Here is a 21,968-nt window from a genome sequence, read left to right as displayed (position 1 = left end):
GGCGCAGTTTCGCGCTGGAATCGGGTCTCGATACGGCCCTGGCGGGCCTACTCGACCAACGGGAAGGCGCGGGGTTGGCTTCGGTCGCAAGCTCCCTCGAGTCAACGGGAAGGCGCGGGGTTGGCTTCGGTCGCAAGCTCCCTCGAGCCAACGGAGGGAACGGTGCCCTACATGTCGGGCGGGCCGTCCTGGGCGGCGGCCGGGTCCATCCAGAGGATCTCCCAGACGTGGCCGTCCGGGTCGGCGTAGGCGCGGCTGTACATGAAGCCCATGTCCTGTGCGTCCCGGGTCTCGGTGCCGCCGGCGGCAAGTGCCTTGCCCAGGTGGGCGTCGACCGCCTCCCGGCTCGGCTCGTCCAGCGCGTTCAGCACCTGGATGCTGTTCTGTGCGTCGATCAGCTCCTTCGTGGTGAACGTCTTGAAGAAGTCCGGCTTCAGCAGCATCGCGTAGATGGCGTCGCTCAGCACGACGCAGATCGCGTTGTCGTCCGAGAAGTTCTCGTTGATGGTGTACCCCAGCGCGGTGTAGAAATCACGGGAGCGCTGCAGGTCGTTCACGGCGAGGTTGACGAAGATCGAGGAGGGCATTGCTCGGCTCGCTTTCTGAGGTTGGGGAGCACAATTCCCCTCAGGCTGCCGCGCCGTGCCGGCATCCGCAAGCCCCTTTTCCTCGACCACGGGATGCCGCGGCGCGCAATCCTGAGAAAATCTCTGCATTGGGGCGGCTGCGGAGTAATCTCGGCTGCATGTCGATCTGGCGCACCAAGAGCATTGAGGCCTCGCTGGCCGACTCGCACCTGGAGCACCGCAGTCTGACCCGCACGCTCGGCACCTTCGACCTTGTGATCATGGGTGTCGCCGTCGCGGTCGGCGCGGGCATCTTCTCGGTCGGGGCGAAGGCCGCCGGCAGCTATGCCGGCCCGTCGGTGACGCTCGCCTTCGTGCTCGCCGCCGTCACCTGCGCGCTGGCGATCATGTGTTACGCCGAGTTCGCCTCGACGATCCCCGTCGCCGGCTCCGCGTACACCTATACCTACGCCACCCTCGGCGAGCTGCTCGCCTGGATCATCGGCTGGGACCTGATCCTCGAGATGCTCACCGCCGGGGCCGTCATCGCCAAGTACTGGGGCATCTACCTGAGCGGCGTGTTCGAGCTGTGGAACTGGGACGTGCCGGCAACCATCGACGTGGCCGGCCTCGAGGTCAGCTGGGGCCCGTTCCTCATCGTCGCGATCTTCACCACCCTGCTCGTGCTCGGCACCAAGCTGAGCTCCCGGGTCGGCGCCGTGTTCACCATCATCAAGGTGGCGATCGTGCTGTTCGTCATCATCGTCGGTGCCTTCTACGTCAACCCGGCCAACTACACGCCGTTCATCCCGCCGGCCGTGCCCGCCGCGCCGGGCGAGGGTGACGTCTGGGCGCAGTCGCTGTTCTCCTTCGCGACGGGCGCAGCCCCCGCCCAATACGGCGTCTTCGGGCTGCTCGCCGGAGCCTCGCTCGTCTTCTTCGCCTTCATCGGCTTCGACGTCGTCGCCACCTCCGCCGAGGAGGTGAAAGACCCCCAGCGCACCCTGCCGCGCGGCATCTTCGGCGGCCTCGCCATCGTCAGCGTGCTCTACATCGCCGTCAGCCTGGTGCTGACCGGAATGGTCTCCTACCGGGTGCTGGCGGATGCCGCCGAGCCCAGCCTCGCGACGGCCTTCGTCGCCGTCGGCGCCGGCTGGGCCGCGCAGGTGATCTCCATCGGCATCCTCGCCGGCCTCACCACCGTGATCATGGTGCTGCTGCTCGGCCTGGCCCGCGTGCTCTTCGCGATGAGCCGTGACGGCCTGCTGCCGCAGTGGATGAGCCGCACCTCCGACACCCGGCACACCCCCGCCCGGGTGCAGATCCTGGTGGGTGTGCTCGTCGCGCTGCTCGCCGGCCTCACCGACATCGGCGTGCTCGAGGAGATGATCAACATCGGCACGCTCTCCGCCTTCGTGCTGGTGAGCATCGCCGTCGTGGTGCTGCGCCGCAAGCGCCCCGACCTGCCGCGCGCCTACAAGGTGCCGTGGTCGCCGGTGCTGCCGATCCTCTCCGCCGCGCTCTGCGTCTGGCTGATGCTCAACCTGACCACGCTGACCTGGGTGCGCTTCCTCGTCTGGCTGGCCCTCGGCCTGATCGTCTACTTCGCGTACAGTCGGAGGCACTCGGTGCTCGGGCGGCAGCAGGCCGCCGAGCAGCAGGCCGCCGACACGTCGGCCGGCGGTCGGCGCGCACCCGATCAGGAGGAATGATGTCTCGAGCGGTCATGTTCAGCGCCTTCGGCCCCGCCACGCAGGTCTTCGACGTGCTCGAGGTGCCCGAGCCGCACGCCTCCGCCGGGCAGGTGCGGGTGCGGGTGAAGGCAGCCGGCCTCAACCCGGTCGACTGGAAGATCGCGCTCTATCCTCCCGTCGCCGCCGCGTACCACCTCGCGGACCTGCCGTCGGGGAACGGCAACGACTTCTCCGGGGTGATCGACGAGGTCGGTGAGGGAGTCACCCGTTGGAGTGTCGGCGACGAGGTGTACGGCGGGCGCCGCTTCTACGCCCAGGCCGACTACCTGATTGCCGACCCCGACATCCTCGTGGCCAAGCCCGCCGGGCTCGGTTGGGAACAGGCGGGCGCGCTGGACATCGTGGGCCGCACCGCCTGGGCCGAGGTGGCCAGCCAGAATCTGACGGCGGCCGACACCGTGCTCGTCACGGCGGCCGCCGGTGGGGTCGGGGTGCTGGCCGTGCAGCTGGCCCGGCGCGCCGGCGCAACCGTCATCGGCACCGCCAGCCGCGAGAACCATGCCTACCTGCGCTCGCTCGGCGCGACTCCCGTGCTCTACGGCGACGGCCTCGTCAAGCGCGTTCGCGCGCTCGCGCCGAACGGCGTCACCGTTGTCCTCGACCATCACGGGGCGGCATCGATCCAGGCGGGGCTGGACCTGGGCGTCGACCCGAGCCGCATCAACACCATCGCCGACCGGCCATTCGCCGCCCAGCACGGCGTGGCGACCGTCGGCGGGGCCGCGGCGGGGCGGGCGGAGTTGGCCGAGCTCGGCCAGCTCATCGCGGCCGGCGATGTGGACTTCCCGATTGAGGCCCGGTACCCGCTCGAGCAGGTGCGCGAGGCCTACGCCCGGCTGCAGTCCGGGCACCTGCGCGGCAAGATCGTGCTCGTCACCGAGTAGTGTCTGAGCGCGGCCGATTGCCGCCCTCCGAACCAGGGGAAACGGATGTCGAATTCGCGGGAATAGCGCGGGCTCGGCATCCGTTGTCTCATTTACATGCAAACGCATGGAATAATTGCAGTATTCACCAGAACCAGGCTCGCAGCAGCGAGAGAAGGAGCGGGCGTTCGCCATGCAGTTCGGACTCTTCACCGTCAGTGACATCACGCAGGACCCGACCACCGGCAAGACGCCGAGTGAGAACGAGCGGATCAAGGCCACCGTCGCCATCGCCAAGCACGCCGAGGAGGTCGGCCTCGACGTCTTCGCGCTCGGTGAGCACCACAACCCGCCGTTCTGGTCCTCCTCGCCGACGACCACGCTCGCCGCGATCGCGGCCCAGACCAGCACCCTGCACCTCTCCACCGCGACCACGCTGATCACCACGAACGACCCGGTGAAGATCGCCGAGGACTTCGCGATGCTGCAGCACCTGGCCGACGGTCGCGTCGACCTGACCCTCGGTCGCGGCAACACCGGCCCGGTCTACCCGTGGTTCGGCAAGGACATCCGCCAGGGCATCGAGCTCGCGCTCGAGAACTACGCCCTGCTCCGCCGCCTCTGGCGTGAGGACTTCGTCGACTGGAGCGGCCAGTTCCGCACCCCGCTGCAGGGCTTCCAGTCCACCCCGCGGCCGCTGGACGACGTGCCGCCGTTCGTGTGGCACGGTTCCATCCGCAGCCCGGAGATCGCCGAGCAGGCCGCCTTCTACGGCGACGGCTTCTTCGCCAACCACATCTTCTGGCCGGCATCCCACACCCAGAAGATGGTGGCGTTCTACCGCCAGCGCTTCGAGCACCACGGCCACGGCAGCGCCGACCAGGCGATCGTCGGGCTCGGCGGGCAGATCTTCATCGGCAAGACCTCGCAGGAGGCCAAGGCCGCGTTCCGCCCGTACTTCGACAACGCGCCGGTGTACGGCCACGGCCCGAGCCTGGAGGAGTTCACCGAGCAGACGCCGCTGACCGTCGGCAGCCCGCAGGAGATCATCGACAAGACGCTCGGCTTCCGCGACTACGTCGGCGACTACCAGCGCCAGCTGTTCCTGATGGACCACGCCGGCCTGCCGCTGAAGACCGTGCTCGAGCAGCTCGACCTGCTCGGCAGCGAGGTGCTGCCTACGCTCCGCCGCGAGTTCGACGCCCGCCGCGCGCCCGGCGTGCCCGAGGCGCCGACACACGCCTCGCTGCTGGCCGCCAAGAACGCGGCAGCGGCCGCGGCCCCGGATGCCGTGGCGGCCGCCCCCGGCTCGGCCTTCGGCCTGAGCGCCACGAAGGGGGCCTAGCCATGACCGTGCGCAAACTGGCCGTCATCTCGGCCGGCCTGAGCCAGCCGTCATCCACCCGCATGCTCGCCGACCACCTGGCCGCGGCGACCGAGTCGCGCCTGCGCGAGCAGGGCTTCGAGGTGGAGGTCACCACCGTCGAACTGCGCGACGTGGCCGGCGACATCATGAACAACATGCTGACCGGGTTCCCGAGCCCCAAGCTCGAGTCCGTGATCGAGGCGGTGACCGGGGCCGACGGCCTGATCGCCGTCACCCCGATCTTCACCACCAGCTACAGCGGCCTGTTCAAGTCGTTCTTCGACGTGATCGACAACCAGGCGCTCACCGACATGCCCGTCGTGATCGGGGCCACGGCCGGCACGCCGCGGCACTCGCTCGCACTGGACTACGCGGTGCGCCCGATGTTCACCTACCTGCACGCGGTGGTCGCACCGACCGGCGTGTTCGCGGCGACGGGGGACTGGGGCGAGAGCGCCGACTCGGTCAAGACGCTGCCGAACCGCATCCAGCGGGCGGCCGGCGAGCTGGCCGCGCTGGTGAAGGACTCCGACCGCAGCAGCCAGCTGCGCGACCCGTTCGGCTTCGACTCCGTGATGAGCGGCGTCGGCGGCTTCCAGCCCAGCTAGCGGCACCCGGCGTCCGCCCTGCGCCACTTCGGCGCCCTCCGCGCCACATGATGTGGCGCGGAGGCCCACCACCTGGCGTCGGGCGGATGCGACGCCAACACACAGATGCCCCCGCACTCCAGTGGAGTGCGGGGGCATCGTCGTTGTGCGTCGGGCGCGGGCTAGCCGCTCTTGCGGCGGAACTCGCGCTGGTGCGCCGCGGAACCCTGGGAGCGGTTCGCCGCGCCCTTGCCGTCGAGGTGGGACTCGCCCTTGCCTCGGCTGGCGGCGTTCTGCTTGCGCTCCAGTGCCTCGCGGAACTTGCGCTTGGTCTCTTCAGCTGCGCTGAGGGCGTTCTCTTCTTCGGAACTCATGCGAACATTCTGCCACGGAGCGCGCCAGATCCGCGGCATCCGGGGCCTGGACAGGCCGCTCTGCTAGAGTGAGCGCGGATGTCTTGTGCCCCAGGGCGCAGGGCATGACAACTGAATAGAGCACCAACGGAGCAGGCTGGCAGGATGCTGGTCCCCTGTGGTGGTATTCCGAGCGCGACACCCTGTTCGCAGCGCACGGCGTATTTCTACTGGTGGCCAGTGCAAGCACGCCGCTTTTCTTCACGAGAATCGCGATGCGCTGAAATCTGTCTGTTCCCCTGCTCCGATGTTCTACTCGCGCGCCACACGGGCGAGCGAGGCTAAACAAAGGAGATAGACCTCTTGGAAGGTCCAGAAATCACGTTCGCCGAAACCGTTATCGACAACGGCAAGTTCGGAACGCGCACCATCCGCTTCGAGACCGGCCGTCTCGCTCAGCAGGCTCAGGGCTCTGCAGCCGCTTACATCGACGAAGAGACCATGCTTCTCTCGGCGACCTCCGTCAGCAAGCAGCCGAAGGACAACTTCGACTTCTTCCCCCTCACCATCGACGTCGAAGAGCGCATGTACGCCGCGGGCCGCATCCCGGGCTCCTTCTTCCGTCGCGAGGGCCGCCCCTCCACCGAGGCGATCCTCACCTGCCGCCTGATCGACCGGCCGCTGCGCCCGTCGTTCGTCGACGGCCTCCGCAACGAGATCCAGGTCGTCGTGACCGTTCTGGCCATCGAGCCCGACGAGCTCTACGACGTGCTCGCGATCAACGCGGCCTCGATGTCGACCCAGATCGCCGGTCTGCCGTTCTCCGGCCCGATCGGTGGCGTGCGCGTCGCCCTCATCCCCGACGGCGCTGGCTCCGGCCAGTGGGTCGCCTTCCCGAAGCACTCGCAGCTCGCCGACGCCGTGTTCAGCATGGTCGTCGCCGGCCGCGTTGTCACGGATGCCGCTGGCAACGACGACGTCGCGATCATGATGATCGAGGCCGAGGCCACCGACAACGCCTGGGACCTGATCCAGGGCGGCGCCATCAAGCCGAACGAGCAGGTCATCGCCGAGGGCATCGAGGCGTCCAAGCCGTTCATCAAGCAGCTCGTCGAGGCCCAGGCCTCCGTCGCGGCCCGTGCCTCCAAGCCGACCGCCGACTTCAAGCTGTTCCCGCCCTACGCCGACGCCGTGTACGAGGCCGTCTCGGCCCTCGCCCACGAGGAGCTCAAGGCCGTCTACCAGATCGCCGACAAGGTCGCGCGTCAGGATGCCGACGACGAGCTCAAGGGCCGCGTCAAGGAGGCCATCGCCGCCAAGGTTGAGGCCGGCGAGCTCGACGCTTCCGCCAACAACCAGGTGGGCGCCGCCTACAAGTCGGTCACCAAGAACGTCGTGCGCACCCGTGTGCTCAACGAGGGTGTCCGCATCGACGGACGCGGCCTGGCCGACATCCGCCCGCTCGACGCCGAGGTTGCTGTCATCCCTCGCGTCCACGGCAGCGCCATCTTCCAGCGCGGCGAGACCCAGATCCTGGGTGTCACCACGCTGAACATGCTGAAGCTCGAGCAGTCGATCGACTCGCTGAGCCCGGTCACCAAGAAGCGCTACATGCACAACTACAACTTCCCGCCCTACTCGACCGGTGAGACCGGCCGTGTTGGTTCGCCGAAGCGTCGCGAGATCGGGCACGGCGCACTCGCCGAGCGCGCCCTCGTCCCGGTTCTGCCGACCCGCGAGGAGTTCCCCTACGCGATCCGCCAGGTGTCTGAGGCTCTCAGCTCCAACGGCTCGACCTCGATGGGCTCCGTCTGCGCCTCGACCCTGTCGCTGCTGAACGCCGGTGTGCCCCTCAAGGCCCCCGTCGCCGGTATCGCCATGGGCCTCATCTCCGACACCGTCGACGGCCAGACCCGCTACGCGGCACTGACCGACATCCTCGGTGCGGAAGACGCACTCGGCGACATGGACTTCAAGGTTGCCGGCACCAGCGAGTTCGTCACCGCGATCCAGCTCGACACCAAGCTCGACGGCATCCCCGCCTCCGTGCTGAAGGCCGCGCTGACGCAGGCGAAGGATGCCCGCGACACGATCCTCAGCGTTCTGAACGCCGCGATCGACGCCCCCGACGAGATGGCACCGACCGCGCCCCGCGTGATCAGCGTGCAGATCCCCGTCGACAAGATCGGCGAGCTGATCGGCCCGAAGGGCAAGACGATCAACGCCATCCAGGACGAGACCGGCGCCGACATCTCGATCGAGGAAGACGGCACCGTGTACATCGGCGCCGTCGACGGCCCCTCGGCCGAGGCCGCTCGTGCCCAGGTCAACGCCATCGCGAACCCGACCAACCCCGAGGTTGGCGAGCAGTTCCTCGGAACCGTCGTGAAGATCGCCACCTTCGGTGCATTCGTCTCGCTGCTCCCGGGCAAGGACGGCCTGCTGCACATCTCCGAGGTGCGCAAGCTCGCCGGTGGCAAGCGCGTCGAGAACGTCGAAGACGTGCTCGGCGTCGGCCAGAAGATCCTCGTCGCGATCACCAAGATCGACGACCGCGGCAAGCTCTCGCTCGAGCCTGTCGTCGTCGACGAGGCCGCTGACAGCGAAGGCCGTGGCCACGAGGCCGCGCACTCCGAGGCCCCCGCAGAGGGCGCTGCCGAATAAGCAGTCGCACCCTGTCGCACACGGATGCCCGTCTCCCCAGTGGAGGCGGGCATCCGTCGTTTCACGCGTCAGGCGCCGCCGTCCCCCTCGATGAGCGGCGCCACCCGGTACGGGATCAGCTCGCTCATCGAGAGCGAGGTGGCGGTGCGCTCGACACCGTCGATCGCCAGGATCGTCGCGTCGATGTGGAACAGGTCCTCGGCGTCGGAGCAGACCACCCGCACCAGCAGGTCGGCCTGCCCGCTCATGCCGTGCGCCTCCAAGACCTGCGGGATGCGGGCCAGTTGGGCGATGATCGCGCCGATCTGGCGCTGCTGCAGGTTCACCTCGATGAACGCGGTCAGCGGGTAGCCGAGGGCGGCCGGGTTGATGCAGCGATCGAACGGCAGGAAGACGCGGGAATGCTCCAGCCTGTTCATCCGCGCCTGCACCGTGTTGCGCGAGACGCCCAGCCGATCGGCGAGCGCGACGAAGGTGCTGCGCGGTTCGGCGCTGAGCGCCTGGAGGAGCTGCTTGTCTGTGCCGTCGACGGTGTTCATGGCCAGACAGTAGCAGGAGCCCGGTGCGAACAATAGGGCGCAGCGCGGGACGATGCAGAAGAGTCGGCGGAACGCGGCGCCGTGCGCATTTGTGAACTGTTCACGTGCTTTCTAGTGCAGATTGCACGGTCAAAATCCGATCGATTGTGCTTGCTGTGCCCCACGCGTAGGGTCGCGGTATCTCCGGCAGTGTGGCCGGGGAGGCTCGCACCGGCCACAAGCCCGTGCGTTCCAGACCGTGACCGAACGGAGTGCGCGTCATGCTGCAGACTCAAACACCGGCCCACTTTGCTGGCCGCGAATCCTCAACACAGACGGATGCCACCGAGCAGGCGAGCCTGGCCCGGCTGCTCGCCCCGAACGGCGAGCGGCTGCCGAACGCCGAGCTGGACCCCTGGGTCGCCGAGCTGGACGCCGCGGCCATCGGCGCGCTGTACCAGGACATGGCGATCATCCGCCGGCTGGACGCGGAGGGCACCGCCCTGCAGCGCCAGGGCCAGATCGCCCTCTGGCCGCCGCTCCTCGGCCAGGAGGCCGCCCAGATCGGCTCGGCGCGGGCGCTGCGCAGCGACGACTTCGTCTTCTCCAGCTACCGCGAGATGGGCGTGGTGTGGGCGCGCGGGGTGCGCCCGTCCCAGCTCAACCGGGTGTGGCGGGGCGTCACCGCCTCCGGCTGGGACCCCTTCGAGGCGCACATGGCCCCGCTGCAGGTCATCATCGGTGCGCAGACGCTGCACGCGACCGGCTACGCGCTCGGAATCCAGAACGACGGCGCCGACGCCGCGGCCGTGGCCTACTTCGGCGACGGGGCCACCAGCCAGGGCGATGTGAACGAGGCAATGGTGTTCGCCGCCAGCTTCCAGGCCCCCGTCGTGTTCTTCTGCCAGAACAACCACTGGGCGATCTCCGAGCCGGTCGGGCTGCAGGCGAGCCGGCCGATCGCCGACCGGGCGCCCGGGTTCGGCATCCCCAGCATGCGCGTCGACGGAAACGACGTTCTCGCGGTGCTGGCCGCCACCCGCATCGCCCTGGACCGGGCGCGCACCGGCGGCGGGCCCAGCTTCATCGAGGCCGTCACCTACCGGATGGGCCCGCACACGACGGCCGACGACCCCCGCAAGTACCGCGACCCGGCCGAGCTGGAGCTCTGGGCCGGCCGTGACCCGCTGGCCAGGGTGGAGGCGTTCCTGCGCGGCCAGGGCGCGTTCACCGCGGAGTTCGAGCAGCAGGTGGCGGAGGCCACGGATGCCGCCGCCGCCGAGGTGCGCGCCGAGACCATCGCCATCCCCGACCCGGACCCGATGGAGCTCTTCGACCACGTCTACGCCGAGCCGCACACCGGGCTCGCCCGCGAGCGGGCGGACTACCTCCGCTACCTGTCGCAGTTCGAGGAGCCCGCAGCGCCAGGGCAGCCGCAGCAGGCCGGCCAGGCGGGAGGCGCGCGATGACCGTGATGACACTGGCCGGCGCCATCAACGCCGGGCTGCGCGCCGCCCTCGCCGCCGACCAGAAGACCCTGCTGATGGGCGAGGACATCGGCGCCCTCGGCGGCGTGTACCGGGTGACCGACGGGCTGCAGGCCGAGTTCGGGCCGCGCCGCGTCGTCGACACCCCGCTCGCCGAGTCCGGCATCCTCGGCACCGCCGTCGGCCTCGGCTACCGCGGGTACCGGCCTGTCGTCGAGATCCAGTTCGACGGCTTCATCTACCCGGCCTTCGACCAGATCGTCAGCCAGGTCTCCCGCACCCACGCCCGCACCCGGGGCGCGGTCACCCTGCCGATCACCATCCGGGTGCCGTTCGGCGGCGGCATCGGCTCCGCCGAGCACCACTCCGAGTCGCCGGAGGCGTACTTCGCGCACACGCCGGGACTCCGCGTCATCAGCCCGTCCACCCCGCAGGACGCGTTCACCATGATCCAGCAGGCCATCGCCTGCCCCGACCCGGTGCTGTTCTTCGAGCCGAAGCGGCGCTACCACGTCAAGGGCGAGGTCGACGTGGAGCGGCCACTCGCCGACGCCGCGCCGATGGGCGGGGCGCACGTTGTCGTGGCCGGCAGCGACGTCACCCTGCTCGCCTACGGGCCGTTGGTGGCGACGGCGACGGATGCCGCCACGGCGGCCCGCGCCGAGGGCATCTCCATCGAGGTCATCGACCTGCGGAGCCTCGCCCCCCTCGACCTGGACACGCTGGCGGCCTCCGTGCAGAAGACGGGTCGCCTCGTCGTCACCCACGAGGCGCCGGGCTTCGGCGGCCTGGGCGCCGAGATCGTGGCCAGCCTGACCGAGCGCTGCTTCGACTACCTCGAGCACGCCCCGGTGCGGGTGACGGGTTTCGGCGTGCCCTACCCGCCGGCCAAACTGGAGCGGCACTACCTGCCAGACCTGGACCGAATCCTCGACGGCGTCGACCGGGCGCTCGGCCGGCTCGGCGCCGCCGCGATACCCACCGCTCCGGCGCGGGGCGGGGAGGTGGCCCGGTGAGCGAGATCCGCACCTTCCTGCTGCCCGACCTCGGCGAGGGGCTCACCGAGTCCGAGGTGGTGAGCTGGCGCATCGCGGTCGGCGACACCGTCACCCTCAACCAGATCATCGCCGAGGTGGAGACGGCCAAGGCCATCGTCGAGCTGCCGGCGCCCTATGCCGGCATCATCTCCCGCATCTACGCCGAAGCGGGCGTCACCGTCAACGTCGGCCAGCCGCTGCTCGACGTCGAGGTGGCGGCTCCCGACGGGGTCGGGGACGGCGGACTGAAGGATGGCGGGTCGGATGCCGCAGACGGCGAGCCCACGATGCCCATCTCCGTGAGCGGGACCGGCGAGGCTGTGCGGAACGGCGCGGGGCCAGCCAACGACGCCACCAACGACGCCACCGACGACGCCACCGCCACCGGCGACCCGCAGCCGGAGAACCTCGTCGGCTACGGCGCGCCGAGCGAGCCGGGCGGCGGACCGGTGCGCCGGGCCAGGCGCCGCCTGGAGACGGAGGCGATCCCCATCGTCAGCGCCGACGGCGTGTTCCGCAGCAACGACGCGGAGCGGGCGCGCTCCACCCCGCCCGTGCGCAAGCTCGCGCACGAGCTCGGCATCGACCTGGAGCAGCTGGCGGGCAGCGGCGAGGGCGGCGCCATCACCCGCGCCGACGTCGAGGCGGCCTTCGCCGGGCGTTTCGAGGGCCAATCCGGCCCGGGCGCGGCCGGGCCGGCGGCATCCGGCGGGGCGGCATCCGCAGCCACGCCGACAGGCGCACCCGCAGACCGGGGCGCCGGGTCGGGCCCGGCCGCGGCCGGAACGCCCGAGCAGGCGGAGACCCGCATCCCGATCCACGGGGTGCGCAAGCACACCGCGGCGGCCATGGTGCAGAGCGCGTTCACCGCGCCGCACGTGAGCTGCTTCCTCACCGTCGACGTCTCCCGCAGCCTGGAGCTGCTCGAGGAGCTGAAGGCGGGGTGGGGCAGGGGCCTCCCGCCGGGAGCCGCCCGCCCCGGCATCCTCGCCCTCGTCGCGCAGGCCGTCTGCATCGCCCTGCGCCGCACTCCGGAGCTCAACGCCCACTGGGACGAGGACGCCCAGGAGATCGTGCTCTACCGCGCCGTGCACCTCGGCATCGCCGCCGCCACGGCGCGCGGCCTGATCGTGCCGGTCATCGCCGACGCGCAGGCGCTCGGCCTGGACGGGCTCGCCGAGGCCATCGCCGACGCGGGCGCGGCGGCCCGGGCGGGAACGACGACGCCGGCAGCCCTCCGCGGCGGCACCTTCAGCATCAGCAACATCGGCGTCTTCGGCATCGATGCGGGCACCCCCATCCTCCCCCCGGGACAGACCGGCATCCTGGCCCTCGGCGCAGTGCGCCGGGAGCCCAGGGAGTGGCAGGGGCAGATCGCCCTCCGCGATGTGGTCACCCTCAGCCTCAGCTTCGACCACCGCGTCGTCGACGGCGAGCAGGGCGCCCACTTCCTGCGCGACGTCGGGGCGATCCTGAACAATCCCGGCCGTGTTCTCGGCATGCTGTGAACCCGCACTGACTATGGTGGGACTACGTTCCGGCGAGGCAACGCCCCGCCGCCTGTCGAGGGGGAGGGCGCGATGAGCGGTCTGTTCGATCCGGATGCCGCCCCCGCGCGCATCCCCGCGGACACCGGCGCCGGGATCTCGGTGCTGCGCAGCCGCATCGACCCGCAGGGGCCGCAGTTCCTCGCGAACGACACGGCGCAGCGCGCCCTCGTCGCCGCGCTCAACGCGGCGCTCGCCCACGCCGGCCGGGGCGGGCCGGAGGGTTCCCGGCAGCGGCACACGGCGCGCGGCAAACTGCTGCCGCGCGAGCGCATCGACCGGCTGCTCGACCCGGGCAGCCCGTTCCTGGAGGTCGCCCCGCTCGCCGCCCACGAGCTCTACGGCGGGGAGGCGCCGGCCGCCGGCGTCATCGCCGGGATCGGGCTCGTGCACGGCCGCCCGGTCATGGTGATTTGCAATGACCCCACCGTCAAGGGCGGGAGCTACTTCCCGCTCACCGTGAAGAAGCACCTCCGGGCCCAGGAGATCGCGCTCGAGAACCGGCTGCCCTGCATTGCGCTCGTCGACTCCGGCGGCGCCTACCTGCCGATGCAGGACGAGGTGTTCCCCGATCGCGAGCACTTCGGGCGCATCTTCTACAACCAGGCCAGGATGTCGGCCGCCCGCGTCGCGCAGATCGCCGCCGTGCTCGGCTCCTGCACCGCCGGCGGCGCCTACGTCCCGGCGATGAGCGACGAGACCGTGATCGTGCGCGGCCAGGGCACCATCTTCCTCGGCGGGCCGCCGCTCGTTCGGGCCGCGATCGGCGAGGTCGTCACCGCCGAGGAGCTCGGCGGCGGCGAGCTGCACTCCCGCGTCTCCGGGGTCACCGACCACCTGGCCGAGAACGACGCCCACGCCCTGGAGATCGTGCGGGAGATCGTGGCGACGCTGCCCCCGCCGGCCGAGCCGGCCTGGGCGCTCGCCGCCGGCCGCCCGCCGCTGGCGGACGAGTCCGAGCTGTACGGGGTGGTGCCCGTCGACGTGCAGGCCGACTATGACGTGCGCGAGGTGATCGCCCGGCTCGTCGACGGCAGCGCGCTGCACGAGTTCAAGCGCGAGTACGGCGCCACGTTGGTCACCGGCTTCGCGCACATCCACGGCCACCCGGTCGGCGTCATCGCCAACAACGGCGTGCTGTTCAGCGAGTCGGCCGAGAAGGGCGCCCACTTCATCGAACTCTGCGACCAGCGCGGCATCCCGCTGCTGTTCCTGCAGAACATCTCCGGCTTCATGGTCGGCCGCGACGCGGAGGCCGGCGGCATCGCCAAACACGGGGCGAAGATGGTGACCGCGGTGGCCACCACCCGGGTGCCCAAGCTCACCGTCGTCATCGGCGGCTCCTTCGGCGCGGGCAACTACTCCATGTGCGGGCGGGCCTACTCGCCGCGCTTCCTCTGGATGTGGCCGGGCGCCCGCATCTCGGTGATGGGCGGGGAGCAGGCGTCCGCCGTGCTCGCCACCGTCAAGCGGGAACAGTACGAGGCCCGCGACGAGGAGTGGCCGGCCGAGGAGGAGGCGGCGTTCCGCGCGCCGATCCGGGAGCGCTACGAGAGCCAGGGCAGCCCGTACTACTCCACCGCCCGGCTCTGGGACGACGGCATCATCGATCCCGCCGACACCCGCCGGGTGCTCGGCATGGCGCTCGACGTGTGCAGCAGAACCCCGCTGCCCGAGCCTGCCTTTGGCCTGTTCAGGATGTGAGGCGCGGATGAGCGTAGAGATGAACACTGGGCATGCCACGTCGGCCCTACCCCCGTTCCGCACGGTGCTCGTCGCCAACCGCGGCGAGATCGCCTGCCGGGTGATCGCCACGCTGCAGCGGCTGGGCATCGAGGCGGTCGCGGTGTACAGCGACGCCGACCGCGGCGCCAAGCACGTCGCCCTGGCCGATCTCGCCATCCGGATCGGGCCCGCCCCCGCGGCCGAGAGCTACCTCAACGTCGACGCGGTGATGGCGGCCGTGCGCGCGAGCGGCGCGGATGCCGTGCACCCCGGCTACGGCTTCCTCTCCGAGAGCCCGCTGCTGGCCGCCGCCTGTGCAAAGGCCGGCGTCGTCTTCGTCGGCCCAGGGGAGGAGGCCCTCCGGGTGATGGGCGACAAGATCCGCTCCAAACGACACGTGGCCGGGCACGGGGTGCCGGTGACACCCGGCAGCGAGGGCCACGGCAGCGAGGGCGGCGTCGATTCCACGGACGACGCCGCGCTGGCGGCATCCGCGGAGCTGCTCGGCTACCCGGTGCTGATCAAGCCCTCGGCGGGCGGCGGCGGCAAGGGCATGCACCTCGTCGACAGCCCAGAGGCGCTGCCGGCCGCGCTGGCCTCGGCCCGGCGCACCGCCCGTGCCGCGTTCGGCGACGACACCCTGTTCCTGGAGAAGTTCATCGCGCACCCCCGGCACATCGAGGTGCAGCTGCTGGCCGACGGGGCCGGCCACACCGTGCACCTCGGCGAGCGGGAGTGCTCGCTGCAGCGCCGGCAGCAGAAGGTCGTCGAGGAGGCGCCGTCGCCGCTGCTGGACGCCGCCACCCGGGCCCGCATCGGCGAGGCGGCCTGCGCGGTCGCCCGCAGCGTTGGCTATGTGGGGGCGGGCACCGTGGAGTTCCTCATCTCGGATGCCGCGCCGGACGAGTTCTACTTCATGGAGATGAACACCAGGCTGCAGGTGGAGCACCCCGTCACCGAGCTCGTGACCGGCATCGACATCGTCGAGTGGCAGCTGCGCGTGGCCGCCGGGCAGGAGCTGCCGTGGCGCCAGGAGCAGATTCGGCTGGACGGGCATGCGGTGGAGGCGCGCATCTACGCCGAAGACCCGGCCAGCGACTTCCTGCCCACCAGCGGGCGGGTGCTGGCGCTCGCCGAGGCGCACGGCCCCGGGGTGCGGGTGGACAGCTCGCTCCTGCCGGGCGGGGAGATCGGCTCCCACTACGACCCGATGCTCGCCAAGGTGATCGCCTGGGCTCCCGACCGGGCCAGCGCGCTCGCCCGGCTCGACGCCGCCCTGGCGCACACCGTCATCCTCGGCGTCGACACCAACCTCGCCTTCCTGCGCGGGCTGCTCGCCGACCCCGCCGTGCAGGCGGGCGCGCTGGACACCGGGCTGATCGCCCGGCACCTGGATGCGCAGGCCACAAAGTCCCGTGCCGCTGCGGCCCGCGTTCCAGGGGCCCGCGCCGCAGCGGCGCAGCCCGCGCCGCCGACCGACACCGCCCCGGCGCCCGCGCTGCTCGGCGAGATGCTCGCCGTCGCCGGGGCCCTGCTGCACGCCGAGGCGCCGGCCGCGGCCGGCTCGCCCTGGCAGGACCGCTCGGGTTGGCGCACCGGGGGAGCGGCGGCCGCCCGCCCGGAGGCCCTTCTCGTGCGACACCGGGGAGAGCGTGCCGGAGCGCAGGCGGAGACTGCCTTCGAGGTGCGGGTCGTCGCGCGGTCGGCGGGAGCGGACCACACGGCGGGCGGCATGACCGACCACCTGACCGAGCACCTGGCCGTCGCCGTGCGGGAGCGCGGCGCGGAGGACGGCCGCATGTCCGCGCACACGGTGAGCATCGCCCCGGCCGCCACGGCCCCGAGCCGTGCCACCGGCGTGCACGTCGGGATCGCCGTCGACGGGGTGCAGCGGCGCTGGAGCTGGGCCCGCGACGGCGAGGACCTCCTGCTCTCGGTGGAGGGCGAATCCACCCGGTTCACGGCGGTGAGCCGGGAGGCCGAGCTGCAGGGCGAGCTGGCGCGGATCCTGGCCGCCCGGGCCGAGCAGGAGGGCGGTGTGGCGGCGAGCCCCGAGTTGCGCACGCCGACGCCTGGCACCGTGGTGCAGCTGCACGCGGCATCCGGTGATGCGGTGGCCGCCGGCGCCCCGATCGCCACGGTGGAGGCCATGAAGATGGAACACCAGGTGACGGCGAGCGTCGCCGGCACGGTGCGGCTGCACGTGCGCCTGGGCGATGCGCTGCGCCGCGACCAACTGCTCGCCTCCATCGACGCGCAGACACCGGGCCAACGGCAGGAGATCGGCAATGAGTGACAGAGACGGATCGGCGAGGGAGTCAGGCCGGGAGCCAGGCCGGGAGATCGTGCAGCGCGGGCTGTTCTACGAGGAGTTCGAGCTGGGCACGCGCTACCTGCACCGGCCGGGCCGCACCATCGGCGAGGCAGACAACGTGCTCTTCAGCAGCCTCACCATGAACACGCAGGCGCTGCACCTGGATGCCGCGTTCGCCGCCGGGCAGCCGTTCGGCCAGCGTCTCGTCAACTCGATGCTCACCCTGGCGACGCTCGTCGGCGCCTCGGTCGCCCAGCTCACCCAGGGCACCCTCGTCGCGAACCTCGGCTTCGGCGCCGTCGCGTTCCCGCAGCCGTTGTTCCACGGGGACACGCTCTACGCCGAGACGCTGGTGAGCGCCAAACGGCTGTCCGCGTCCCGCCCGGGGCAGGGCATCGTCACGCTCGAGCACACGGGGCGCAACCAGCACGGCGACGTGGTGGCGACCGCGAGCCGCACCACCCTCGTCTGGTGCATCGACGCCGCCGGGGCGGGGCAGGCGCCGTGACGGGCGGCGTCGACCTCGACCGCACCGGCCCGGCCCTGCTGTTCTGCCCGGCCGACCGGCCCGACCGGTTCGCGAAGGCGGCCGAGCGGGCGGATGCCGTCATCCTCGACCTGGAGGATGCCGTGCTGCCCGCCGAGCGCCCGGCCGCCCGCGCCGCGCTGGCCGCGCACCCGCTGGACCCTGCCCGCACCATCGTCCGCGTCAACCCGCACGGCTCGTCCGACCACACCCTCGACGTCGAGGCGGCGCTCGCCGCCGGCTACCGCACACTGATGCTCGCCAAGGCGGAGTCGCCGGCCGCGGTGCGCGCCATCGAGGCGCTCGCCGCGGCATCCGGCAGCCCGCGCATCGGGGTCATCGCACTCTGTGAGACGGCCGCCGGGGTGTTGGCCGCCCCACAGCTGGCCGCAGAGGCCTCCGTCGCGGCGCTGATGTGGGGCGCGGAGGATTTGCTGGCCTCGCTCGGCGGCAGCTCCAGCCGATACCCGGACGGGCGCTACCGGGATGTCGCGCGGCACGCCCGCTCCGCCGTGCTGATGGCGGCCGCCGCCCACGGCACGGCGGCGATCGACACCGTCCACCTCGTCATCGACGACGAGGTGGGCCTGGCCGCAGAGGCCCGGGATGCCGCGGCCAGCGGGTTCCAGGCGACGGCCTGCATCCACCCCGCCCAGGTCGCGGTGATCCGCGCTGCCTACCGGCCGAGCCCCGAGCAGCTGAGCGCGGCGGCCGCCCTGCTCGCGCGGGCAGCCGGCGAGCCCGGGGCATTCCGCTTCGAGGGGCGGATGATCGACGAGCCCGTGCTGCGGCATGCCCGCGCACTTCTCGAACGGGCAGAGCACACGGTTTGGTAACGGTTCGGTGTGGGCCCCGGTGCGCAGTCGTACCCCGGCGCTAGGGTCGAAGCAGGGAAGGGGTGAGAATGGCTCAATTTGTTCGGGTGGGGGCCCGGAAGCGTCAGGACGAAGAAACGACCGCTCGGTCTGGAGGCCATCCGGAGGGGACCGAGCACTCCCCGCACTCCGGCGAGATCTCCGGGCTCGCCCAGATCCCGGAACTCGGCACGCGCACGGCGGATCCCGAACCAGACCCGCGCGCACCGACCGGTACCGAATCACCCGCTGAGGCGCACGGCGCGGCAACCGCGGCACTGCTGCCGCTCCCGGACGCGATGCGCCGCCGGGTGGCCGACACCGATCTCGACGTCTTCCCGCTGGCCCTCGGCACGAGCATGTTCGGCTGGACCCTCGGCGCCACCGCGGCGGAGGCGGTGCTCGACCGCTACCGCGAGTCCGGCGGCAACTTCATCGACACCGCGGACAGCTACGCAGCGGGGCGGAGCGAACAGCTGATCGGATCGTGGCTGCGCCGCACCGGCGGCCGCGACGCCACCGTGCTGTGCACCAAGATCGGGCGCAACCCCGAGAACCTCGGTCTCGGCGCCACCGGCATCATCCGCGCTGTCGAGGCCTCGCTCAAGCGCCTGCAGACCGACCACATCGACCTGCTCACCTTCCACCTGGACGACCGAGACGTGCACCTGGAGGAGAGCCTGAGCGCCGTCGACTCGCTAATCCGGGCGGGCGCCGTGCGCTACCTGGCCGCCTCCAACTTCACCGCGGAGCGACTGCTCGAGGCGCGGGTGCTGGCCGCCAACGGACTGCCCCGCTTCCGGGTGCTGCAGTCGCACTACAACCTGATGCACCGCGCAGAGTACGAGACGTCGCTGGCGCTGCTGGCCCGCGCGCAGGGCCTCGCCGTGATGCCCTACTTCGCCCTCGCCAACGGCTTCCTGGCCGGCGGCTACCGCTCGCGCTCCATGATCGCCCCGGACGTGCGGGGAATGCGCATCGCCTCCCACCTGACCAGGCGCGGCACCCGCATCCTCACCGTGATGGACCGCATCGCGGAGGACTTCGACGTGAAACTGGCCACCGTCGCGCTGGCCTGGCTGCAGTCCAAGCGCAGCATCTGCGCCCCGGTCGCCGGGGTCAGCAGCCCGGAGCAGCTCGACGCCGTGATGGCGGCGGCCACGTTCCGGCTCAGCCGCGCCGACATCATCGACCTGGACCGGGCGACCGCGGGCAACTGAGCCGCCCGCCTCGGGCCGGGCTAGGCCTCGCTGTGCCCGCCGGACGCCTGCCCGCCGGATGCCTGCCCGCCGGACGCCTGCCCGCCGGATGCCTGCCCGATGAGCCGCCCCGTCATCCGCCGCAGCGCCGCCGTCGCCGTCGCGGGGTCGCCGAGGTTCGCACTGGCGTAGGCGCCGTCGCGGGCGAGGAAGAAGTCGTCCCTGGCCTGCAGGGGGTCGGGGTGCCCGGCATCGCGGAACATGTGCTCCACCTGCTCGGAGTACCAGCGCCGGTGCTCGGTGATGGCCAGGCGCACCGGGTGCTGCGGATCGCTGAACTGGGCGGTGGCGTTGATGAACGGGCAGCCGCGGAAGTCCGGCTTCTCGGCCTCGCCGGCGATCGCCTCCACCAACAGGTGCAGCCGCTCGATCGGATCCTCCGTCTGCGCCTGCAGGCTCGCGACGATGTCGCGCACATAGTTGTCGCGCAGCTGGAGGTAGGACACGGTGAGGAGTTCCTTGGACTTGTAGTACTTGTAGAGCGTGGTCTTCGTGACGCCGGCCTCCGCGATGATGCGGTCGATGCCCACGCTGTGGACTCCCTCGTTGTAGAACAGGCGATTGGCCGTGTCCAGGATGCGCACCTTGGCATGCGTGGCGGGCTGGACGGGCGCTTCGTGGCGGTCTTCCATCCAGCCACCTCCTCTGTGCCGGGCAAGGGTCGACAAACCTTGCCATGCTCAACAAGTGCTAGGGACACTCGTTTGTGTTGCATTCCCGTGAGAGCTTCGGGGCTCCCGGAAGTCAGAGGCTTCCTCCGCCGTTCGGGGCGGCGGGAGAACTGGGAGCCGGGGTAGCGGCGCCCACTTCGGCGTCTTCTCGCGGTGTTTTGGGGGTGCCGCCGGTCGATGACGAGTTGAACATAGCATGGGCAGACAGATCTGTCTGCCCCCATGCTCACGCGCTCGGCGCGCCCGGAACGACGCGGGGTGCGGCCCTCGCCCGGAGGGGCGTCTCCGCACGGATCGGGCGCCCGTGGCACCCCCGCCCGGGGGGTTTTTCGGCGCCCCCGTCTGTGCGCTGGCGTAGGGTGGCTGTGATGAATGGTGCAGTTGAGTTCTCCCTGGATACGCCCGAGCTGTCTTTTCAAGCGTCGGGTGATGCCCGCGTTCGGCGAACCGTTCTGCCGAGCGGCGTGCGCGTCCTGAGCGAGCAGGTGCTCGGCGCCCGCAGCGCCACCATCGGCTTCTGGGTGGCCGTCGGATCCCGCGACGAGCAGCCCGCCCGCCCCGCCCGCGGCTCCGCCCCGGCGCACCCGGCGACCTTCGGGTCCACCCACTTCCTCGAGCACCTCCTCTTCAAGGGCACCAAGACGCGCACCGCCCTCGACATCGCCGTCGCCTTCGACTCCGTCGGCGGCGAGCACAACGCCATGACGGCCAAGGAATACACCTGCTACTACGCCAAGGTGCGCGACCGCGACCTGCCGATGGCCGTCGAGGTGCTCACCGACATGCTCGCCTCCTCGGTGCTGGACCCGATCGAGTTCGAGACAGAGCGCGGCGTCATCCTCGAAGAGCTCTCGATGTCCCAGGACGACCCGGCGGATGTCGCCAACGAGAGCCTGTTCCACGCGGTGCTCGGCGACCACCCCCTCGGCCGGCCCATCGGCGGCACCCCCGACCACATCGAGGCCGTCACCCGTGACGCCGTGATGGAGCACTACCGGGCCAACTACCGGGCCAACGACCTCGTCGTCTCGGTGGCGGGAGCCGTCGACCACGACGAGCTCGTGGCCATCGTGGTGGCGAGCCTGGAGGCCGCCGGCTGGGATCTCAGCACGCCTGCCCAGCCCGTCGCACGCCGCAGCCTCGCCGCCGCGCCGATCACCCAGGGCAGCCCGCTGACGATCGTCAACCGGCCGCTGGAGCAGGTGAACATGCTGATCGGCATGCCCGGCATCGTGGCGGCCGACGAGCGCCGGGTGACCATGAGCGTGCTCAACTCGATCCTCGGCGGCGGCATGTCCTCACGCCTGTTCCAGGAGGTGCGCGAGAAGCGCGGCCTCGCGTACTCGGTGTACTCGTACGCCGCCTCCTACTCCGACGCCGGCGTCTTCGGCCTCTACGCGGGCTGCTCGCCGGCCAAGAGCGGCCAGGTCGCCGAGCTGCTGCTCGGTGAGCTGCACCGCCTGGCAGAGCACGGCGTGAGCGAGGAGGAGATGCGCCGCGCCAGCGGGCAGCTCTCCGGCGCCTCCGCACTGGCCCTCGAGGACTCGGACACGCGCATGTCGCGCCTCGGCCGTTCCGAGATCACCACCGGCGAGTTCGTCGACCTCGACGAGGCGCTGCGCAGGCTCGCCCTCGTCGGCGCGGACGACGTGCGCGAGCTGGCCGCCGACCTCGCCAGCGGGCCGCTCTCCCTCGTCGCCGTCGGCGCCGTCGACGCCGAGGTGTTCGCCCCGCTCCTGCCGAGCAGCACGGGTACCGCAGCGACCGCGTCCGCGCCGGGGACCCTGGCTCCGCCCGGCGCCCAGGGCGACGCCGTGGCCGCGGCATCCGCAGACCTCACCCCGCCCGGTTCCCGGCGCTGAGCGCCGGCCCCGCCC

At 71.3% G+C, this 21,968-nt stretch carries 18 protein-coding genes; 14 read left to right on the top strand and 4 right to left on the bottom strand.

All coding sequences use genetic code 11. The features are described from left to right. Nucleotides 1–167 precede the first annotated feature (167 nt). Nucleotides 168–587: a VOC family protein gene (locus BLT62_RS13375; protein ID WP_083364510.1), complete on the bottom strand. Its 420-nt coding sequence runs from the start codon at nt 585–587 to the stop codon at nt 168–170. A 158-nt stretch (nt 588–745) separates the two neighbouring features. On the opposite strand from BLT62_RS13375, the gene BLT62_RS13370 reads away from it, so the two are divergent. The 4 genes from BLT62_RS13370 to BLT62_RS13355 all read left to right on the top strand — a co-directional run bounded on the left by BLT62_RS13370 (nt 746) and on the right by BLT62_RS13355 (nt 5,157). Next, nucleotides 746–2,278, top strand: coding sequence for an amino acid permease (locus tag BLT62_RS13370; protein WP_083364509.1), 1,533 nt, complete (start codon nt 746–748; stop codon nt 2,276–2,278). After that, nucleotides 2,275–3,204, top strand: coding sequence for an NADP-dependent oxidoreductase (locus BLT62_RS13365; RefSeq protein ID WP_197675138.1), 930 nt, complete (start codon nt 2,275–2,277; stop codon nt 3,202–3,204). Before BLT62_RS13370 ends, BLT62_RS13365 begins: the two co-directional genes overlap by 4 nt. A gap of 172 nt (nt 3,205–3,376) precedes the next feature. Continuing rightward, the gene (locus BLT62_RS13360) at nt 3,377–4,528 is read left to right on the top strand and encodes an LLM class flavin-dependent oxidoreductase (protein ID WP_083364507.1); all 1,152 of its coding nucleotides are present in this window, start codon (nt 3,377–3,379) and stop codon (nt 4,526–4,528) included. Nucleotides 4,529–4,530: 2 nt separating this feature from the next. Further along, the gene (locus tag BLT62_RS13355) at nt 4,531–5,157 is read left to right on the top strand and encodes an FMN reductase (protein WP_083364506.1); all 627 of its coding nucleotides are present in this window, start codon (nt 4,531–4,533) and stop codon (nt 5,155–5,157) included. 161 nt (nt 5,158–5,318) lie between these two features. Here BLT62_RS13355 and BLT62_RS13350 read toward each other — a convergent pair whose 3' ends face one another. Further along, entirely contained in the window at nt 5,319–5,510 is a 192-nt protein-coding gene (locus BLT62_RS13350; RefSeq protein ID WP_083364505.1) for a DUF5302 domain-containing protein, read from the bottom strand. Nucleotides 5,511–5,852: 342 nt separating this feature from the next. On the opposite strand from BLT62_RS13350, the gene BLT62_RS13345 reads away from it, so the two are divergent. Further along, nucleotides 5,853–8,153: a polyribonucleotide nucleotidyltransferase gene (locus BLT62_RS13345; RefSeq protein ID WP_083364504.1), complete on the top strand. Its 2,301-nt coding sequence runs from the start codon at nt 5,853–5,855 to the stop codon at nt 8,151–8,153. 68 nt (nt 8,154–8,221) lie between these two features. Here BLT62_RS13345 and BLT62_RS13340 read toward each other — a convergent pair whose 3' ends face one another. Continuing rightward, nucleotides 8,222–8,692: an Lrp/AsnC family transcriptional regulator gene (locus BLT62_RS13340; protein WP_083364503.1), complete on the bottom strand. Its 471-nt coding sequence runs from the start codon at nt 8,690–8,692 to the stop codon at nt 8,222–8,224. Nucleotides 8,693–8,952: 260 nt separating this feature from the next. Here BLT62_RS13340 and pdhA point away from each other — a divergent pair, with 260 nt between their 5' ends. The 8 genes from pdhA (at nt 8,953) to BLT62_RS13300 (ending at nt 19,381) form a co-directional block, all read left to right on the top strand. Further along, nucleotides 8,953–10,140 (top strand): pyruvate dehydrogenase (acetyl-transferring) E1 component subunit alpha, encoded by a 1,188-nt coding sequence (pdhA, locus tag BLT62_RS13335; protein WP_083364502.1) that lies wholly within the window; start codon nt 8,953–8,955, stop codon nt 10,138–10,140. After that, on the top strand, nt 10,137–11,174 hold the full coding sequence (locus BLT62_RS13330) for an alpha-ketoacid dehydrogenase subunit beta (RefSeq protein WP_083364501.1): 1,038 nt from the start codon (nt 10,137–10,139) through the stop codon (nt 11,172–11,174). The genes pdhA and BLT62_RS13330 overlap by 4 nt, the downstream gene beginning before the upstream one ends. Further along, nucleotides 11,171–12,703, top strand: coding sequence for a dihydrolipoamide acetyltransferase family protein (locus BLT62_RS13325; protein WP_083364500.1), 1,533 nt, complete (start codon nt 11,171–11,173; stop codon nt 12,701–12,703). The genes BLT62_RS13330 and BLT62_RS13325 overlap by 4 nt, the downstream gene beginning before the upstream one ends. Nucleotides 12,704–12,775: 72 nt before the next feature. Continuing rightward, the gene (locus tag BLT62_RS13320) at nt 12,776–14,446 is read left to right on the top strand and encodes a carboxyl transferase domain-containing protein (protein ID WP_083364499.1); all 1,671 of its coding nucleotides are present in this window, start codon (nt 12,776–12,778) and stop codon (nt 14,444–14,446) included. Nucleotides 14,447–14,465: 19 nt separating this feature from the next. Further along, on the top strand, nt 14,466–16,763 hold the full coding sequence (locus tag BLT62_RS13315) for an acetyl/propionyl/methylcrotonyl-CoA carboxylase subunit alpha (RefSeq protein ID WP_231919173.1): 2,298 nt from the start codon (nt 14,466–14,468) through the stop codon (nt 16,761–16,763). Next, nucleotides 16,756–17,289, top strand: a complete 534-nt coding sequence (locus BLT62_RS13310) for a MaoC family dehydratase (RefSeq protein ID WP_083364497.1) — start codon at nt 16,756–16,758, stop codon at nt 17,287–17,289. The genes BLT62_RS13315 and BLT62_RS13310 overlap by 8 nt, the downstream gene beginning before the upstream one ends. Then, nucleotides 17,286–18,143, top strand: coding sequence for an HpcH/HpaI aldolase/citrate lyase family protein (locus BLT62_RS13305; protein ID WP_083364496.1), 858 nt, complete (start codon nt 17,286–17,288; stop codon nt 18,141–18,143). Before BLT62_RS13310 ends, BLT62_RS13305 begins: the two co-directional genes overlap by 4 nt. Nucleotides 18,144–18,211: 68 nt before the next feature. Next, nucleotides 18,212–19,381 (top strand): aldo/keto reductase, encoded by a 1,170-nt coding sequence (locus tag BLT62_RS13300; protein ID WP_156786347.1) that lies wholly within the window; start codon nt 18,212–18,214, stop codon nt 19,379–19,381. 20 nt (nt 19,382–19,401) lie between these two features. On the opposite strand, the gene BLT62_RS13295 is transcribed toward BLT62_RS13300, so the two are convergent. Then, nucleotides 19,402–20,052, bottom strand: a complete 651-nt coding sequence (locus BLT62_RS13295; protein WP_083364495.1) for a TetR/AcrR family transcriptional regulator — start codon at nt 20,050–20,052, stop codon at nt 19,402–19,404. Nucleotides 20,053–20,459: 407 nt separating this feature from the next. Here BLT62_RS13295 and BLT62_RS13290 point away from each other — a divergent pair, with 407 nt between their 5' ends. Then, on the top strand, nt 20,460–21,953 hold the full coding sequence (locus BLT62_RS13290) for a M16 family metallopeptidase (protein WP_083364494.1): 1,494 nt from the start codon (nt 20,460–20,462) through the stop codon (nt 21,951–21,953). The last annotated feature ends 15 nt before the right edge of the window (nt 21,954–21,968 follow it).

It is taken from the genome of Microterricola viridarii, from assembly GCF_900104895.1.
Lineage (GTDB): Bacteria > Actinomycetota > Actinomycetes > Actinomycetales > Microbacteriaceae > Microterricola > Microterricola viridarii.
The sequence above is the reverse complement of the archived record's forward strand: the minus strand, read 5'-3'. Positions and strand labels throughout refer to the sequence as shown.